Source organism: Mesorhizobium sp. M0778 (assembly GCF_040320105.1).
GTDB lineage: Bacteria > Pseudomonadota > Alphaproteobacteria > Rhizobiales > Rhizobiaceae > Mesorhizobium.
Genome location: NZ_JAMYPA010000010.1, coordinates 149,644 through 166,438 on the forward strand (window position 1 = coordinate 149,644; position 16,795 = coordinate 166,438).

At 61.8% G+C, this 16,795-nt stretch carries 16 protein-coding genes and 1 tRNA gene; 4 read left to right on the forward strand and 13 right to left on the reverse strand.

Going from position 1 to position 16,795, the window contains the following annotated elements:
* Positions 1-51 precede the first annotated feature (51 nt).
* The 3 genes from plsY to NKI22_RS16630 are packed head-to-tail and all read left to right on the forward strand — an operon-like array spanning position 52 to position 2,200.
* Entirely contained in the window at positions 52-639 is a 588-nt protein-coding gene (gene plsY / locus NKI22_RS16620; RefSeq protein WP_352587113.1) for a glycerol-3-phosphate 1-O-acyltransferase PlsY, read from the forward strand.
* The gene (dprA, locus tag NKI22_RS16625) at positions 636-1,760 is read left to right on the forward strand and encodes a DNA-processing protein DprA (protein WP_352817429.1); all 1,125 of its coding nucleotides are present in this window, start codon (positions 636-638) and stop codon (positions 1,758-1,760) included. Before plsY ends, dprA begins: the two co-directional genes overlap by 4 nt.
* Before the next feature lie 44 nt (positions 1,761-1,804).
* Positions 1,805-2,200 carry a hypothetical protein gene (locus NKI22_RS16630; RefSeq protein ID WP_352817426.1) on the forward strand — a complete coding sequence of 132 codons (396 nt, stop codon included), beginning with the start codon at positions 1,805-1,807 and terminating at the stop codon, positions 2,198-2,200.
* A gap of 89 nt (positions 2,201-2,289) precedes the next feature.
* Here NKI22_RS16630 and NKI22_RS16635 read toward each other — a convergent pair.
* A tRNA-Lys gene (locus NKI22_RS16635) sits at positions 2,290-2,365 on the reverse strand.
* Positions 2,366-2,672: 307 nt separating this feature from the next.
* On the opposite strand from NKI22_RS16635, the gene NKI22_RS16640 reads away from it, so the two are divergent.
* Positions 2,673-3,152, forward strand: coding sequence for a BA14K family protein (locus NKI22_RS16640; protein WP_023717768.1), 480 nt, complete (start codon positions 2,673-2,675; stop codon positions 3,150-3,152).
* Positions 3,153-3,300: 148 nt separating this feature from the next.
* Here NKI22_RS16640 and glpK read toward each other — a convergent pair whose 3' ends face one another.
* The 12 genes from glpK to NKI22_RS16700 all read right to left on the reverse strand — a co-directional run bounded on the left by glpK (position 3,301) and on the right by NKI22_RS16700 (position 16,740).
* Positions 3,301-4,794, reverse strand: coding sequence for a glycerol kinase GlpK (gene glpK, locus NKI22_RS16645; protein ID WP_023717769.1), 1,494 nt, complete (start codon positions 4,792-4,794; stop codon positions 3,301-3,303).
* Between the two features lie 146 nt (positions 4,795-4,940).
* A complete protein-coding gene (locus NKI22_RS16650; RefSeq protein ID WP_023717770.1) occupies positions 4,941-6,668 on the reverse strand; it encodes an ABC transporter substrate-binding protein in 1,728 nt (575 codons plus the stop codon).
* 77 nt (positions 6,669-6,745) lie between these two features.
* Entirely contained in the window at positions 6,746-7,012 is a 267-nt protein-coding gene (locus NKI22_RS16655; RefSeq protein ID WP_031193610.1) for a DUF2160 domain-containing protein, read from the reverse strand.
* A 173-nt stretch (positions 7,013-7,185) separates the two neighbouring features.
* Positions 7,186-8,100 (reverse strand): carbohydrate ABC transporter permease, encoded by a 915-nt coding sequence (locus NKI22_RS16660; RefSeq protein ID WP_352642121.1) that lies wholly within the window; start codon positions 8,098-8,100, stop codon positions 7,186-7,188.
* Between the two features lies 1 nt (position 8,101).
* The gene (locus NKI22_RS16665; protein ID WP_352958602.1) at positions 8,102-8,968 is read right to left on the reverse strand and encodes a carbohydrate ABC transporter permease; all 867 of its coding nucleotides are present in this window, start codon (positions 8,966-8,968) and stop codon (positions 8,102-8,104) included.
* Position 8,969: 1 nt separating this feature from the next.
* Positions 8,970-10,037 (reverse strand): ABC transporter ATP-binding protein, encoded by a 1,068-nt coding sequence (locus NKI22_RS16670; protein ID WP_023717773.1) that lies wholly within the window; start codon positions 10,035-10,037, stop codon positions 8,970-8,972.
* Between the two features lie 9 nt (positions 10,038-10,046).
* On the reverse strand, positions 10,047-11,126 hold the full coding sequence (locus NKI22_RS16675; RefSeq protein WP_352482266.1) for an ABC transporter ATP-binding protein: 1,080 nt from the start codon (positions 11,124-11,126) through the stop codon (positions 10,047-10,049).
* A 39-nt stretch (positions 11,127-11,165) separates the two neighbouring features.
* A complete protein-coding gene (gene glpD / locus NKI22_RS16680; protein ID WP_023717775.1) occupies positions 11,166-12,692 on the reverse strand; it encodes a glycerol-3-phosphate dehydrogenase in 1,527 nt (508 codons plus the stop codon).
* 125 nt (positions 12,693-12,817) lie between these two features.
* Positions 12,818-13,585, reverse strand: a complete 768-nt coding sequence (locus tag NKI22_RS16685; RefSeq protein ID WP_023717776.1) for a DeoR/GlpR family DNA-binding transcription regulator — start codon at positions 13,583-13,585, stop codon at positions 12,818-12,820.
* 128 nt (positions 13,586-13,713) lie between these two features.
* Entirely contained in the window at positions 13,714-15,126 is a 1,413-nt protein-coding gene (locus NKI22_RS16690) for a pyridoxal phosphate-dependent decarboxylase family protein (RefSeq protein ID WP_352958604.1), read from the reverse strand.
* Between the two features lie 57 nt (positions 15,127-15,183).
* Positions 15,184-15,915 carry a proteasome-type protease gene (locus NKI22_RS16695; protein WP_352482263.1) on the reverse strand — a complete coding sequence of 244 codons (732 nt, stop codon included), beginning with the start codon at positions 15,913-15,915 and terminating at the stop codon, positions 15,184-15,186.
* Between the two features lie 30 nt (positions 15,916-15,945).
* Positions 15,946-16,740 carry a transglutaminase family protein gene (locus NKI22_RS16700; RefSeq protein ID WP_023717778.1) on the reverse strand — a complete coding sequence of 265 codons (795 nt, stop codon included), beginning with the start codon at positions 16,738-16,740 and terminating at the stop codon, positions 15,946-15,948.
* Positions 16,741-16,795 lie beyond the last annotated feature (55 nt).

Consider the following 16,795-nt stretch of genomic DNA (forward strand, 5'->3'; position numbering starts at 1 on the left):
ACAGGCGTCACGCCTTCAAATCCGTTCAGCCAAGGAAACTTCGGGGGAACAATGGCTTACAGTCCCGTCTTGGCATTGGTGTTCGGCTATCTTCTCGGCTCGATCCCCTTCGGGCTGCTGATCACCCGTGCCGCCGGCCTCGGCGACGTGCGCAACATCGGCTCCGGCAACATCGGCGCCACCAATGTGCTGCGCACCGGCAACAAGGGTCTGGCGGCGGCCACCCTGCTGCTCGACGCCCTTAAAGGCACCGCGGCTGTGCTGATCGCCGGCCGCTTTGCACCTGAGCTCGGACTCTGGGCCGGTTTCGGTGCGTTTCTAGGCCACCTCTTTCCGGTCTGGCTCGGCTTCAAGGGCGGCAAGGGTGTCGCCACCTACCTCGGCGTGCTGATCGGCCTTGCCTGGCAGGTGGCGGTGATCTTCGCCGTTGTCTGGCTCGCGGTGGCTTTCCTGTTCCGCTACTCCTCGCTGGCGGCATTGACGGCAGCGGTCGTCGTGCCAGTGGCCTTGTACTTCCTGAGCACGCCGCAGATTGCCGGGCTTTTCGCGGCGATGAGCCTGATCGTCATCCTGAAACATCGCGCCAACATTGCGCGGCTGCTTGCCGGCACCGAGGGTAAGATCGGGGCAAAGGAGTGAGCGAGCCCGCCGCCGGGCCGCGCCTCAGCGACCGGCAGCGGCTGAGCTGGCTTCGCCTGATCCGCACGCCGAATGTCGGCCCGGCTTCCTTTCGCGACCTGATCAACCGGTTCGGTTCGGCCGAAGCAGCGCTTGCGATGCTGCCGGAGCTGATGATTTCGGGTGGCGCCAAAAAAATCGTCCGCATTCCGTCCATTGCCGAGGCCGAGGCCGAGCTGGAGGCAGCCAGGCGGGCGGGCGCCCGCTTCGTCGGCATCGGCGAGGCGGATTATCCGCCGCTGATGAAGAGCATGGACCATCCGCCGCCGTTGCTCGCGGTCAGGGGCAGTAGTGCGGTTTTCCGCTTGCCCGCGGTCGCCATCGTCGGCGCTCGCAACGCCTCGCTGGCCGGCATCAAGATGGCGCGGATGCTGGCGGCGGATCTCGGCCGCGACGGCTATGGCATCGTCTCCGGCTTGGCGCGCGGCATCGATACGGCCGCGCACCAGGGCAGCCTTTCGACCGGCACGATCGGTGTGCTCGCCGGCGGCCTCGATTTGCCCTACCCGCCCGAAAATGCCGGGCTGTGCGACGAGATTGCCGAGCGCGGTGGCGCCATCGTCTCGGAAATGCCATTTGGCTGGCAGCCGCGCGCGCAGGATTTTCCGCGCCGCAACCGGCTTGTTGCTGGCGCCGCATTGGGATTGGTGGTGGTCGAGGCCGCACAGCGCTCCGGCTCGCTGATCAGCGCCCGGCTTGCCGGTGAGATGGGCCGACTGGTCTTCGCCGTTCCCGGTTCGCCGCTCGATCCGCGCGCCGCCGGCACCAATGGCCTGCTCAAGGACGGCGCCACCCTTGTCACCGAGGCCGCCGATGTCACCAGTGCGATCGCGCCGCTGGTCGGCGCCTGGGCGCCAAGAACATCGCCGCTTGAAGAGCCGCCCGACTTTTCGGCAACGCCGCCGCCGCGCGAGGATGACCGCGACCGCGTCGTCGAGGCACTCGGCCCGACGCCGGTAGCAGTCGACGAGATCATCCGCCACACCGGCCTGCATCCCGCCCAAGTGTTCATGGTGCTGCTGGAGCTCGACCTCGCCGGCCGGCTCGAACGCCATGCCGGCGGTAGTGTCTCGCTGATTTGACCGGGAGCTTGCGCATGTCCCGGCGCGCATTCAGACGTGATTTCATGACCGATCTAAGCAACAAACCAAAGCGGACGCTGTTCACTCGTAAGACGGCCTTCGTTTGGGCGGCATTGAGCGTCGTGCTGGCGCTGCAATGGTCGATGGATCTCGGCACGCTGGGTTTTCCCGACAGCTATACAACGCCCTTCGCAAGAGGGACGAGCACGCTTCTGGGCATTTTGACGGCAGCCTGCATGGCCCAGGGTCTCTACTTTTTCCTGGCCGGCGTGTTCGGCAGAAAGGTAAGCGCCGTCGGTCTTTGCCCGCAAATCCTTGCCGCAGCGGTTCTCACGGGGGTGCCGGCGCTTATCGTGAAGGATTGTCCGCATTCGCAGCTGTGCAGCAGAGCCTATGAGGCGCTCACCGGCACGATGATGGACGATGGGGCGGGTGGTTAAGGCCACCGCATGCGTTCGGCACGAGGTTGTCACCCATTTCTTAGGTACAAACTGTTACCCATGTCTCCGGGCCGTACACCTCTGGATTTTGGTGAGCGCGATGGGATTCGAACCCATGACCTACTGATTAAAAGTCAGTTGCTCTACCGGCTGAGCTACGCGCTCCCGCGGGCTCAGAAAGGCCGCCCTCGAAATTGCGCGGAACATAGGGAGAGTGCCTCTGCCGGTCAACCGGAAAAAGACGGCTCGCACACCGGGCTTTCCAGCAGTGTCATCATGCCTTGCGGAGCGCTTCGGCGTTGACGGACTGCCTCCCTCTCGCACAAGGCCGAAGCTCGCGCTCTATGGCGACAAAGGCAAGCAGCAAATCGGGAGAACCTTTGCGGATCAGCAACTTGGGATTTTTGGCGGAACAATTTGCGCAGCCTGCCCGTTTCCCGCGATAAGGGACATGCGTTTCAAGGAGAAGACCATGAATAGGATCATGTCGGGCCTGCTGGCGACCACTCTTTCGATCTCATTCGCTGCCGCGGAGATCGTGCCAGTCAACGCTCAGCCCAGCTATGCGCCCCCGGCCCAGGGGATCACCTCGAATGTCCAGACCGTCCAGTACGAGCCGTGGCGGAGGCACCGGAGTTTCAACCGCGATTTCTCGCGTCGCGATTTCTCCCGGCGCAGTTTTGCGCGTGACGATGGCATGTATTGGCGTGGCCATCGCGGCTATCGCGAATATCGTCGCGGCTATCGCCGTCACGGTGACTACTGGTTCCCGCTGGCCGCCTTCGCCACCGGAGCGCTGATTACGGGCGCCATCGTCAACAGCCAGAATCGTGTCTATCGTGGCGATGCCCACGTGCAGTGGTGCTACGACCGTTATCGGAGCTATCGCGCTTCTGACAACACTTACCAGCCCAACTACGGTCCGCGCCGGCAGTGCCGGTCGCCTTACTGAGTCCTAAAGCGCGTCGCGTTCGATCGGCCTCATGCGACGCGCTATCGCAAAACCGCTGTTTGCGCGACATGCATTAGATTAGAGGCTGCAGGCCCGCGCCCGAAACGGCGCGGGTGTTTCATTAGTGCGTATCCGGTGGCATCCCTGCCTATTGAGTACTGAGCGTCCTGCGTACAGCGTGGCGCCAACCTGCCAGCTTGGCGGCACGTGTCGAAGCATCCATGTCCGGCTTGAACCGGCGCTCGAGCGCCCAACTCCTGGCGAATTCCGCGGCCTTCGGCCAGACACCCGCCTTCGAGCCGGCCAGCCAAGCCGCACCAAGCGCCGTCGTCTCGAGAATTGTCGGCCGGTCGACCGGCGCATCGAGAATGTCGGCCAGCCGCTGCATGGTCCAGTCCGACGCCACCATGCCGCCATCGACCCTGAGCACGGTCTTGGCCGAGGCGCCCTTCCAGTCCTTTCGCATGGCGTCAAGCAGGTCGCGGGTCTGGAAGGCAACGGATTCCAGTGCCGCGCGGGCAAATTCCGCCGGCCCCGAATTGCGGGTCAGCCCGAAGATGGCGCCGCGCGCCTCGGCATCCCAGTGCGGTGCGCCGAGCCCGACGAAAGCCGGCACCAGATAGACGTTCTGCGTTGGATCGGCTTCCGCCGCCAATTTGCCGCTCTGCTCGGCCTTGCCGATCACCTTGATGCCGTCGCGCAGCCATTGTACGGCGGCGCCGGCGATAAAGATCGAGCCCTCCAGTGCATAGGTGGTCTTGCCGTTCAGCCTATAGGCGATGGTGGTCAAAAGCCGGTTCTTCGAACGCACCAGATCGCTGCCGGTGTTGAGCAGCGCGAAGCAACCGGTGCCGTAGGTGGATTTCATCATGCCCGGATCGAAACAGGCCTGGCCGATCGCCGCCGCATGCTGGTCGCCGGCCACACCGAGGATTCTGATCTCTGCACCAAACAGGCTTTTGTCTGTGATTCCAAAATCATCGGCACAATCTTTCACCTGCGGCAGCATTCTTGCAGGTATGCCAAGAATGGCCAGCAGCTCGTCGTCCCAGGCATTTTGTTCGATGTTGTAGACCAGTGTGCGCGAGGCATTGGTGGCGTCAGTGGCGTGGACCTTGCCGCCAGTCAGGCGCCAAATCAGAAAACTGTCGATGGTGCCGGCCAGCAGTTCGCCCTTCTCGGCGCGTTTTCTGGCGCCCTTCACCTTGTCCAGCATCCAGGCGATCTTGGTGCCGGAGAAATAGGGATCGAGTAGCAGGCCGGTCTTTTTTGTGAATTTCTTCTCCAGCCCCAGCTTCTTCAGTTTCTGGCATAGCGGCGCGGTGCGGCGGTCCTGCCAGACAATCGCGTTGTGGATCGGCTTGCCGGTCTCTTTGTCCCAGATGACGACGGTTTCGCGCTGGTTGGTAATGCCGATCGCGGCGACTTCGGCTGCGTTGCGGCCAGCTGTCTTCAGCGCGGCCTTCACCGTTTCCACGACGCTTGCCCATATCTCCTCGGGATCGTGCTCGACCCAGCCGGAGGCCGGATAATATTGAGTGAATTCCTTTTGCCCGCTGCCGACGACCTTCATCTTGTCGGCGAACAGGATCGCCCGGCTCGATGTCGTCCCCTGGTCGATTGCAAGGATGTATCCGGTCATTCTCTCTCCCGTCGAAGCGAATTCAAAGGTGCTACGGTGTCTCGACGCCAGACGGCGCGGAGCCGTTCACGCAAACAGGGGAGACGGCAACATGCCGCCTCCCCTGAGCATGGCGATGCGGGCGCGGACGCCCGCATCAAACGGTCCTATTGCTGCCAGCTCTTCACCAGCTCGTCGTAGTTGATGGTGACCGGCTTTTCCTTCTCGTTCTCGATCTTGAGCTGAGGAGCGAGATTGCCCTTCTTGACCGCGTCGGCGTTCCAGTAGGCGAGGTCATGCTCTTCGGCCATCTTCGGGCCAATATCGCCCTGGACGCCCGACTTCTCGATGCGGCTCATCACCTTTTCCTGCTCGGCGCAGAGCGAGTCCATCGCTTCCTGCGGGCTCTTGGCGCCCGACGAAGCATCGCCGATCGCCTGCCACCAGAGCTGTGCCAGCTTCGGATAGTCCGGCACGTTGGTGCCGGTCGGCGACCACTGGACGCGCGCCGGCGAGCGGTAGAACTCGATCAAGCCGCCGAGCTTTGGCGCACGTTCGGTGAAGCTCTTGTCGTGGATCGTGCTCTCGCGGATGAAGGTCAGGCCGACATGGCTCTTCTTCACGTCGACCGTCTTCGAGGTGACGAACTGCGCGTAGAGCCAGGCGGCCTTGGCGCGGTCGGTCGGCGTCGACTTCATCAGCGTCCAGGAACCGACGTCCTGATAGCCGAGCTTCATGCCGTCCTTCCAGTAGACGCCATGCGGCGACGGCGCCATGCGCCACTTCGGCGTGCCGTCGTCGTTCAGCACGGCCTTGGCGCTGGCGTCGACCATGCTGGCGGTGAAGGCGGTGTACCAGAAGATCTGCTGGGCAACCGCGCCCTGCGCCGGAACTGGCCCCGATTCGGAGAAGGTCATGCCTTGGGCTTCCGCCGGTGCATAGGCCTTCAGCCAATCGAGATACTTCTGGATGGAGTAGACGGAAGCCGGACCATTGGTGTCGCCGCCGCGCGCCGTGCAGGAACCGACCGGACGCGAATTCTCGTCGACCTTGATGCCCCATTCGTCGACGGGCAGACCGTTCGGAATGCCCTTGTCGCCATTGCCGGCCATCGACAGCCAGGCGTCGGTGAACCGCCAGCCGAGCGACGGGTCCTTCTTGCCATAGTCCATATGGCCGTAGACCTTCTTGCCGTCGATCTCACGCCCGGTGAAGAACGCTGCAATGTCCTCATAGGCCGACCAATTCACCGGCACGCCGAGGTCGTAGCCGTATTTGGCCTTGAAGTCCGCCTTGTTCTTCTCGTCGTTGAACCAGTCGTAACGGAACCAGTAGAGGTTCGCGAACTGCTGGTCAGGAAGCTGGTAGAGTTTCTTGTCGGGCGCGGTGGTGAACGAGGTGCCGATGAAATCCTTCAGATCGAGATTCGGATTGGTGACATCCTTGCCGTCGCCTGCCATCCAGTCGGTCAGGTTGCGCACCTGCTGGTAGCGCCAGTGCGTGCCGATCAGATCGGAATCGTTGACCCAGCCGTCATAGAGGTTCTGGCCGGTCTGCATCTGGGTCTGGATCTTCTCGACAACGTCGCCTTCCTGGGTGACGTCGTGCGTAACCTTGATGCCGGTGATGGCTGTAAAGGCCGGCGCCAGCACCTGCGATTCATACTGATGCGTGGCGATGGTTTCGGAAACCACCTTGATATCCATGCCGGCGAAAGGTTTCGCGGCATCGATGAACCATTGCATTTCGGCTTCCTGGCCGGCGCGGTCGAGCGTCGACAGGTCGCCGATTTCCTTGTCCAGGAAGGCCTTGGCCTCGTCCATTCCGGCATAGGCGTTGCTTGCCCCGAGCAACAGGACAAGCGCAGTTGTTGATGTCAAGAATTGCCGTCGCATGTATTTCCTCCACTGTTAAGTTCAAAGTGCGATCTGGATCGGCGGCCGGCACGCCGCCGTTCCAACAGTTTCCCCCTCTATACGTAGCGGAACACGCCGACGGCGTAGACCACGGAGAGAGCGAGAGCCCACCACAGATTGGGTCCGACTAGACCCAGCCAAGCGAGATGGATAAAGGCACTGCCAAGCAGCGACAGGAACAAGCGGTCGCCGCGCGTCGTTTCGAAGCGCAGCACGCCGACGCGCGGATTGCCGCCCGGCGAGACGTATTCCCACACCGCCATGCCGCAAAGCAGCAGAAAGATGGTTCCAAAGAAGGCCGCGGTCGGCCACGTCCAGGCCATCCACGAAAAATCGAGGTTGGACGAGAGGTTAAATCCCCACAGGCGGATATTGGCCGGATCGCTGAAGCCTACCGTTATTGCCACGAAATCGATTTGAAGGGCCACCCAGGCCACGACGACCAGGGCGAGAAACAGCACGGCCCACCACCATGGGCTTCTGTCGACCTGCTCCATCATACCCTCCCCAGGGCAAAGCCCTTGGCGATGTAGTTGCGCACAAACCAGATGACGAGCGCGCCGGGAATCAGCGTCAGCACGCCGGCTGCGGCGAGCAGCCCCCAATCCATGCCGGCGGCCGAAACGGTGCGGGTCATGGTCGCGGCGATCGGCTTGGCGTCCGTGGTCGTCAGCGTGCGGGCGATCAGCAGCTCGACCCACGAGAACATGAAGCAGAAGAAGCACGCCACGCCGATGCCGCTCGCAATCAGCGGCATGAAGATCTTGATGAAGAAGCGCGGGAACGAATAGCCGTCGATATAGGCGGTCTCATCGATCTCCTTCGGCACCCCCGACATGAAGCCTTCGAGGATCCACACCGCCAGCGGCACGTTGAACAGGCAATGCGCCAGAGCCACGGCGATATGGGTGTCGATAAGGCCGAAGGCCGAATAAAGCTGGAAGAATGGCAGCGCGAACACCGCCGGCGGCGCCATGCGGTTGGTCAGCAGCCAGAAGAACAGATGCTTGTCGCCGAGGAAGCGATAGCGCGAAAAAGCATAGGCAGCAGGCAGTGCTGCGGCCACCGAAATCACCATGTTCATAACCACATAGGTGATCGAGTTGATGTAGCCCGAATACCAGGACGCGTCAGTGAAAATGGTGCGGTAATTCGCCAATGTCGGCGCGTGCGGGTAGAGCGTCAGCGACGAGACGATCTCGCCATTGGTCTTGAAGCTCATATTGATGAGCCAGTAGATCGGCAAAAGCAGGACGATGATGTAGAGCGTCGGCACGATCCACCACCAGCGCGACTCCTCGCCGCGACGGCGCATCAGCCGTGCGATCTCGTCCTGCCGCAGTGTGCTGACGAGCCCTTCCGAAGCTGTCGTCTCGCTCACTCTGTCGGCTCTCTCTTCGGTGCGGCTCATTTCAGCGCTCCGCGTCGTAATTGGTCATCACGGTGTAGAATACCCATGACAACAACAGGACGATGAGGAAGTAGACCAGCGACATCGCCGCCGCCGGGCCGAGATCGAACTGGCCAAGCGCCGTCTTGACGAGGTCGATGGACAGGAACGTCGTCGAGTTGCCGGGTCCGCCGCCGGTCACCACGAACGGCTCGGTATAGATCATGAAGCTGTCCATGAAGCGCAACAGCACTGCAATCAGCAGCACCCGGTTCATCTTCGGCAACTGGATATAGCGGAACACCGCCCAGCGCGAGGCACCGTCGATCTTGGCAGCCTGGTAGAAGGCATCCGGGATCGAGACCAGGCCGGCATAGCAGAGCAGCACCACAAGGCTGGTCCAATGCCAGACGTCCATAATGATGACGGTGACCCAGGCGTCGTAGGGATCTTGCACAAAGTTGTAGTCGATGCCGAGCGCATTGACGTAGTAGCCGAACAGGCCGATGTCGTTGCGACCGAACACCTGCCAGATGGTGCCGACGACGTTCCATGGAATCAGCAGCGGCAGCGCCATCAGCACCAGGCAGACCGGCACGCCCCAACCCTTCTTCGGCATATTGAGCGCAATGAAGATGCCGAGCGGCACTTCGATCGCCAGGATGATGAAGGAGAAGACAAGGTTGCGGATCATCGCCTGCCAGAAGCGGCTGGAGGAAAGCAGTTCCTCGAACCACTCGGTGCCGGCCCAGAAGAAGACGTTGTTGCCGAAAGTGTCCTGCACCGAATAATTGACAACCGTCATCAGCGGTATGACCGCCGAGAACGCCACCAGCAGCAGCACCGGCAGCACCAGGAACCAGGCTCTGTTGTTCCAGGTCTTTTCCACTTCAGGCTCCCATCTCGACGCGCCAGGAATCGGCATAGATGTTGATGCCGGCCGGGTCGAACCGCACCTTCGGATCAGCCGGAACTGTCTCGTCCTCGCCGATGATGGCGGCGATCTCGCGCCCTTCGAGATTGGCACGGACCACCTTGTGGCGGCCGACGTCCTCGACCTTGCTGACCCGGACGGCCATGCCCTGGCTGCCCAGGCGCACATATTCGGGACGGATGCCGAGCTCGATGGCGCCGCCGCCCGCCTTGGGCACGCCCGGCAGTTCGATCTGCTGCGAGCCCAGCTTCGCGGTCTTGCCGTCGATCGCCACCGGCATGACATTCATGCCGGGCGAGCCGATGAAATAGCCGACAAAGGTGTGGCGCGGGCGCTCGAACAGCTCCGCCGGTGTGCCGATCTGCACGATTTCGCCGTCATACATGACGACCACCCTGTCGGCGAAGGTCAACGCCTCAGTCTGGTCGTGCGTGACATAGACCATGGTGTAGCCGAAGCGGCGGTGAAGCTGCTTCAACTGCGAGCGCAGCACCCATTTCATATGCGGGTCGATGACGGTCAAAGGCTCGTCGAACAGGATGGCATTGACGTCGGAGCGCACCAGCCCGCGTCCGAGCGAGATTTTCTGCTTCTGATCGGCGGTCAGTCCGCGCGCCTTTCGTTTGGCCATATCGGCCAGCCCGGTCATCTCCAGCGTCTCGCGCACCTTGCGGTCGACGTCGGCCTCCGGCACGCCGCGATTGCGCAGCGGGAACGCCAGATTGTCGTAGACGGTCATCGTGTCGTAGATCACCGGGAACTGGAAGACCTGGGCAATGTTGCGCTCTTGGGTCGACAGATTGGTCACGTCCCTGCCGTTGAACAGCAACTGGCCGTGCGAGGGATGCAGCAATCCCGAAATGATGTTGAGCAGCGTAGTCTTGCCGCAGCCGGACGGGCCTAGCAGCGCATAGGCGCCGCCATCCTCGAACGTGTGGTGCACTTCCTTCAGCGCGAAATCGGCATCCGTGCGGGGGTTCTGCAGATAAGAGTGGCGGATATGATTGACATCGATGCGCGCCATCGCTTCCTCCTAAGCCGCCAGCTTCGGCGCGGCCACGGCGCGGCCGTGCTCGTCGAAGACCATGATGTGGCGCGGGTCGATGAACACCTCGACCTCCTCGTCCGGCTCGAAGTCGCGAATGCCGTGGGTCAGCATGACCCAGCGCGCATCGGCAAAATCGAGATGGATGAAGCTTTCCGATCCCGTGATCTCGGTGATCGTCACCTTTGCGCGCACCGGCACCGCGGCGGCGTCGGGCCGATCGAGGGAAAGATGATGAGGCTGGAAGCCGATCGTATAGATCGCATCGGCAATGCCGAAGAGTTCGGCCGGCACCGGCAATTTCACGCCGCCCTCGAGCAGGAAATCCAGGCCCTTCTTGGCAAGCACGATGGTGTTGAGCGGCGGATCGGCGAAGGTTCTCGCCGTCACCAGATCGACCGGCTTGCGGAACACTTCGATGGTCGGCCCGAACTGGGTGATGCTGCCTTCGGAAAGCGTCGCCGTGTTGCCGCCGAGCAGCAAGGCCTCGTGCGGCTCGGTCGTGGCATAAACGAAGATTGTGCCGGCGGCCGCGAATATCTTCGGCAGTTCCGCGCGTAATTCTTCGCGCAGCTTGTAGTCTAGGTTGGCGAGCGGCTCGTCGAGCAGCACGAGGCTGGCATTCTTGACGATGGCGCGGGCCAGCGCGGTGCGCTGCTGCTGGCCGCCCGACAGACTGAGAGGCGTGCGATCGAGATAGGGCGTGAGTTTGAGAAGGGCGGCGGCATTGCGCACCTCCCTGTCGATCGTTGCCTGATCCGTGCCGGCCACCCGCAGCGGTGAGGCGATGTTTTCGTAGACCGTCATCGCCGGATAGTTGATGAATTGCTGGTAGACCATGGCGACGTTGCGCTTTTGCACAGGCATGCCGGTGACATCCTTGCCATCGAACCAGACCGAGCCGGAGGTCGGCACGTCGAGGCCCGCCATCAGCCGCATCAGGCTGGTCTTGCCGGAGAGCGTCGGCCCGAGCAGGACGTTGAGCGAGCCGTGCTGAAGCGTCAGCGAGACGTCGCGGATATGTTCCGCCGCACCCACCGTCTTCGTCACGTTTCTCAGTTCAAGCATGATGCCTCCTCCCAGGCTTTCTGCATCAGTCGGCCGTCCCTATTCGGCAGCCGCTACGTGCTGCCGGCTTATTCCGCGCATGAACTCGTCGAGCACTGCCGCCTGCTCACGGCTGAGACGCAGGCCGCGCTTGGTCCGGCGCCACAATACATCCTCGGCGGTCATCGCCCATTCGTTTTCGACGAGGTAGCGCACCTCGGCTTCGTAGAGATCGGCGCCGAAGTTGCGGCCAAGATCGACGTTCGACTTGGCGAGGCCCAGCAGCTTCCTTGCGCGGGTGCCGTAGAGCCGAGTCAACCGGCGGGCCAGCCGCGCGTCGAGGAACGGGTACGCCGTTTTCAGTTTCGCCACCTCGGCATCGAAGCCGGTGACGGGAAAGTCACCGCCGGGCAGCGGCGCGTTTGCCGTCCATGGTTTGCCGCGCTTGCCGAGAAAACCCTCGATCTTCTCGAGCATCGATTCCGACAATCGGCGGTAGGTCGTGATCTTGCCGCCAAAGGCGTTGACGATCGGGGCGGCACCCTCGCCTCCATCGGCCTTCAGCACATAGTCGCGGGTGGCTTCCTGCGCCTTTGAGGCGCCATCGTCGTAGAGCGGGCGCACCGCGGAATAGGTCCAGACGATATCCGACGGATTGACCGGCTGCGCGAAATATTCGCTTGCCGCAGCGCAGAGATAGTCGATCTCGGCATCACTGATCCTGACGTCGTGCGGATCGCCGGGATAGTCCCGGTCGGTGGTGCCGATGAGCGTGAACTCGTCTTCGTATGGGATGGCGAAAATGATGCGCCCGTCCTTGTTCTGAAAGAAATAGGCGCGTGGGTCGTCGAATTTCTTGCCAACGACGATGTGGCTGCCTTGCACGAGGCGGACATTGTGCACGTCGTTCAAGCCGACGGTGGCTGAAAGCACCTGATCGACCCACGGGCCGGCGGCATTGACCAGCAGCCGCGCCTTGACCTCCTCGGTATCGCCGGTCCGCACGTTTTCAAGCCTGACCGTCCAGAGATTGCCTTCGCGGCGTGCGCTGACGACCCTTGTTCGGGTTCGAACGGTTGCACCGCGCTCGGCAGCGTCACGGGCGTTCAACACAACCAGCCGGGCATCGTTGACCCAACCGTCGGAATATTCGAACGCCTTTCGAAAAAGCGGCTTCAGCGGCTTGCCGGCCGGATCCTTGGCCATGTCCAGCGTTTTCGTCGGCGGCAGCAATTTGCGCCCGCCAATATGGTCGTAGAGAAAAAGCCCGAGCCGGATCAGCCAGGCCGGACGCAGCCCCTTGGCGTATGGCAGCACGAAGCGCATCGGCCAGATGATATGCGGCGCGTTCCTCCACAGGATCTCGCGTTCCATCAGCGCTTCGCGCACCAGGCGGAATTCGTAGAATTCGAGATAGCGCAAGCCGCCATGGATCAGTTTGGTCGAGCCGGAAGAGGTTCCGCTGGCCAGATCGTTCATCTCGGCAAGGAAGACCGAAAAGCCACGCCCAACGGCATCGCGGGCAATGCCGCAGCCATTGATGCCGCCACCGATGACGAAAATGTCATGGATCGGTGATGCGCCCAAAGAAGTCCTCCCTCGATTTCGCATTGCAGCATTTTTGAGTTTTGCGAAACCGTGGCGGGATTATTTCGAAATGATAACGAATGTCAAACGAAATATGATCGGCGGCAGATGCCGCAGCGGCATCTCTAGGAGAGCGACGTTTCGATCAGCTGAACCTCTGCCTCCTGGCAGATCTTGCGCACCGACGGGATGTCGCAACGATCGGTGATGAAGGTGTTGACCTGCGACAGATGGCCGATGCGGACGGGCGCGGTGCGCTCGAATTTGGTCTGGTCCGACACCAGGATCACATGCCGCGCGTTGGCGATGATCGCCTGAGCCACCTTCACCTCGCGAAAATCGAAGTCGAGCAGTGCGCCGTCATGGTCGATGGCCGAGGCGCCGATCACCGCAAAATCGACCTTGAACTGCCTGATGAAATCGACCGCTGCCTCGCCGACCACGCCGCCGTCGGAACCGCGCACGACACCGCCGGCGATCACCACCTCGATCGAAGGATATATGCGCATTCTGTTGGCAACATTGATGTTATTGGTGATGACCATCAGGCCAATATGATCGAGCAGCGACTTGCTGACCGCTTCCGTCGTGGTCCCGATATTGATGAACAGAGAGGCGTTGTCAGGGATCAGCCGGGCTGCCGCGCGGCCGATCGCCTCCTTCTCCTCGGCGGCGATCTTACGCCGGGCCTCATATTCCATGTTCTCGATGCCGGACGGGAACAATGCCCCGCCATGGATGCGGGACAAAAGCCGCTGGTCGCAGAGATCGTTGAGATCCTTGCGGATCGTCTGCGGCGTCACGTTGAAATGCGTCGCCAACTCCTCGACCAGTACGCGGCCATGATCTTTGGCCATCTGGATGATTTCGGAATGACGCGGCGACAGATACATCTAGCAACCTCTCATTTTCGTTTTTCTCGTCTATAGCTGAAAACGAAAGCCATGAACAGGTATGAGCCGGCTAATGAAAATCGGGCGACTGCAGAGAGAAAAGCTCCGGCGCAATCTCGACGAGGCTATCAACTCAGGCCCCGGGCGATCTCAGTGATGACCTCGAAAGCAGTATCGACGTCCGCCGCAGTCGTTTCGAACTGCCCGACCTGAAAGCGGATCGCCACCTGCCCGTCCACCCGAGTCTGCGTCACGTAGATGCGGCCGTCATCGTTGATCGCGCTGACCAACCGCAAATTGTGCTCGTCAGAGTCGATGCCCGCAGCCGTAAGATGCCGGAACGAGAGCAGCGACAGCATCGGCTCCGTTACGATCTCGAAATCCGGTTCCCGAGCCAGCCGCGCGGCAAGGCTCTCGCTCCAGGCGACATGATTGCGGATCATGGTTCGCAGATTTTCCAAGCCATGTGCACGCAGCAGGAACCAAAGTTTCAGCGCGCGGAACCTCCGTCCGAGCGGCACCGACCATTCGGAATAATTGATGACCCCGTCGCGGCCATGTGTTCTCAGGAATTCGGGCTTGATCGCCAGCGTACGCACGAGGTCTTCCGGCTGGCGAACAAACTGCATCGAGCAATCGAACTGTGCGCCCAGCCATTTGTGCGGATTGAAGACGATCGAATCCGCATGTTCGGCGCCGGCCCAGAAATGCCGGAACTCGGGGCAGATCATGGCGGAGCCGGCCCATGCGGCATCGACATGCAGGTAGAGCCCGTGCCGCTTCGCCACCGCGCCAACAGCCGCGACATCGTCGGTGCCGCCGGTACTGGTGCCGCCGACGCTGGCGATGATGCCGGCCGGCAGCATGCCGTTTTCGCGGTCGGTGACGATCGCCGCTTCCAGAGCCGCCGTCTGCATGGCGCGAAAGCGTCCGGCGACCGGAATGCGCACGAGGTTCGCCTCGCCGATGCCCGACACCCAGATCGCCCGGTCTATGGAAGTATGGACTTGGTCGGAAGAATAGACCCGCACGATCGGCTGGCCTTGCAGGCCGCTCTTGTTGCCTTGCCAGTCGAGCGCGCGCTCGCGCATGGTCAGCACGGCGGCAAGCGTCGCCGATGAAGCCGAATCCTGCATGACGCCGGAAAATCCCTCCGGCAGACCAAGCGCCTGCCGCATCCAGTCGACGACCCGCATCTCGAGCTCGGTTGCTGCCGGCGAGGTCTGCCAGAGCATGCATTGCGCAGCCATCGCGGAAACCAGATACTCGGCCACGACGGAGGCCGGTGCCGCATTGGCCGGAAAATAGGCGAAGAAACGCGGATGCTGCCAGTGCGTCATGCCCGGCAGGATCTTTTGCTCGAAATCGGCAAAGATTGCCTGCATCGTTTCGCCGTCTTCCGGCGGCGCGACATCGATGCTTTTGAAGATTTCGCCCGGCTCGACAAGCGGCCGCACCGGTCTTTCGCGAAGGCTGTTTCTGTAGTCGGCGCCCCATTCAGCCGCTCGCAGCGACCATTCGCGGAATTCGTTGCTATTCATCTTCGCCTCCGTAGCGCCTCATCGAGCCGCGATCAAAGAGCACGAAAAACGAAGGTTTCATTCGGGAAAATCAGGCAAGCTCGCAAAGGCGGTCTTCAGCGCGTTCGACCAGCTATCCGAGATCGTGCGATAATATTGATCGTCATGGTTTATTCGCTTTTTGAGGCCGACCTTGAAAGTGTCCTTTTCATAGAACAGCAGGTCGAGCGGCAGGCCGACCGACAGGTTCGACTTCAGCGTCGAATCGAACGACACCAGCAACAGCTTTACCGTCTCGGCGAAACTCATCGTCTTTTCGTAGGCCCGGATGATGATCGGCTTGCCGTATTTGGTCTCACCGATCTGGAAGAACGGCGTATCGTCGGTCGATTCGATGAAATTGCCTTCCGGATAGATCATGAACAGGCGCGGCGCGCTGCCCTTGATCTGACCGCCGAGGATGAAGGAGGCGTTGAAATAGGAATCCGCCTTTTCGCCGGCCGGCGACGAACTGGCGATGACCTCCTTGACGGTGTCTCCGACCAACCGGACTGTCTGGTACATGGAGGGCGTTTCGAGCAGCGTGGCATGGCGCTCCGCCACTGCCTTGGTGCGTTCGTCGAGCAGGCTGACTACGGCCTGGGTTGTCGCCAGATTGCCGGCCGACATCAAAACGATGACGCGCTCGCCCGGCTCCTCCCAGACATGCATCTTCCTGAAGGTCGAGATCGAATCCATGCCGGCATTGGTGCGCGTGTCCGACATGAACACGAGCCCGCGATCGATCTTCAGGCCGACGCAATAGGTCATCGAATCTCTTTGGCAACAATCTTGCCGGGATTACTGCTCCACGGTGACGGTGACCGCAAGCTGTTCTTCCGCCTGTCCCAGCCGAATTCCCGATACCGGCGTGGCGTCGCGATAATCGCGGCCGATCGCCACCTTTACATAGCGCTCGTCGGGAGAAATGCCGTTGGCGACATCGAAGGAGACCCAGCCCAGGCCCGAGACATGCGCCTCGGCCCAAGCGTGGCTTGCCGCCTGCTCGATCGCTGCATCCATCATCAGATAGCCGCTGACGTAGCGCGCCGGGAAATCCATGGCGCGAGCCGCGGCAACGAAGATATGGCTGTGGTCCTGGCAAACGCCGGTCTTGAGCGCAAGGGCCTCTTCGGCCGGCGTCGTCGCGTTGGTGGTGCCGGGTGTATAAGCGACACGCTCGCCGATCACGGCCATTAGCCGGTGCAGCCTTTCGATGTCGGTGCCCTTGCCCACCGAGGCAGCAAGCTCACGAATGCCGCTGCCGATCGTCGTCAGCGGCGTTTCATGGCCGAACAGCCAGAGCGGCGCGAAACCCTGATGCGGTCCGCAGACACCGGCGGTATCGCGCGTCACCACTTCGCCGGCTGCTTCGACTGTGATGAAGTCGCGCTCGCCCTCGACGCTCAACAGCCGGGTATCATTGCCGAAATGGTCGGTGAACCGCACTTCCTCGCGCGCGCCTTCGATCTTCAGCGCCCAGGACAGCACCGTCTGGGTGCGCCCGTTCACCGGGAGCAGCCGCAAACGCTGCAACAGATAATGCACCGGCGCATCGTAGCGGTATTCGGTCCGGTGGGTGATCTTCAGCCGCATCGCTCTCGTCCCTGGAGCATGAGCCTTACCGAAAACCGGTCTTCGTTTTTTGGGA

Excerpts from the sequence above, each read along its gene's own strand:
- plsY (WP_352587113.1), top strand. The coding sequence starts at position 52 with ATGGCTTACAGTCCCGTCTTGGCATTGGTGTTCGGCTATCTTCTCGGC.
- NKI22_RS16630 (WP_352817426.1), top strand. The coding sequence starts at position 1,805 with ATGACCGATCTAAGCAACAAACCAAAGCGGACGCTGTTCACTCGTAAG.
- NKI22_RS16640 (WP_023717768.1), top strand. The coding sequence starts at position 2,673 with ATGAATAGGATCATGTCGGGCCTGCTGGCGACCACTCTTTCGATCTCA.
- glpK (WP_023717769.1), bottom strand. The coding sequence starts at position 4,794 with ATGACCGGATACATCCTTGCAATCGACCAGGGGACGACATCGAGCCGG.
- NKI22_RS16650 (WP_023717770.1), bottom strand. The coding sequence starts at position 6,668 with ATGCGACGGCAATTCTTGACATCAACAACTGCGCTTGTCCTGTTGCTC.
- NKI22_RS16655 (WP_031193610.1), bottom strand. The coding sequence starts at position 7,012 with ATGGCCTGGACGTGGCCGACCGCGGCCTTCTTTGGAACCATCTTTCTG.
- NKI22_RS16660 (WP_352642121.1), bottom strand. The coding sequence starts at position 8,100 with ATGAGCCGCACCGAAGAGAGAGCCGACAGAGTGAGCGAGACGACAGCT.
- NKI22_RS16670 (WP_023717773.1), bottom strand. The coding sequence starts at position 10,037 with ATGGCGCGCATCGATGTCAATCATATCCGCCACTCTTATCTGCAGAAC.
- NKI22_RS16675 (WP_352482266.1), bottom strand. The coding sequence starts at position 11,126 with ATGCTTGAACTGAGAAACGTGACGAAGACGGTGGGTGCGGCGGAACAT.
- NKI22_RS16685 (WP_023717776.1), bottom strand. The coding sequence starts at position 13,585 with ATGTATCTGTCGCCGCGTCATTCCGAAATCATCCAGATGGCCAAAGAT.
- NKI22_RS16690 (WP_352958604.1), bottom strand. The coding sequence starts at position 15,126 with ATGAATAGCAACGAATTCCGCGAATGGTCGCTGCGAGCGGCTGAATGG.
- NKI22_RS16695 (WP_352482263.1), bottom strand. The coding sequence starts at position 15,915 with ATGACCTATTGCGTCGGCCTGAAGATCGATCGCGGGCTCGTGTTCATG.
- NKI22_RS16700 (WP_023717778.1), bottom strand. The coding sequence starts at position 16,740 with ATGCGGCTGAAGATCACCCACCGGACCGAATACCGCTACGATGCGCCG.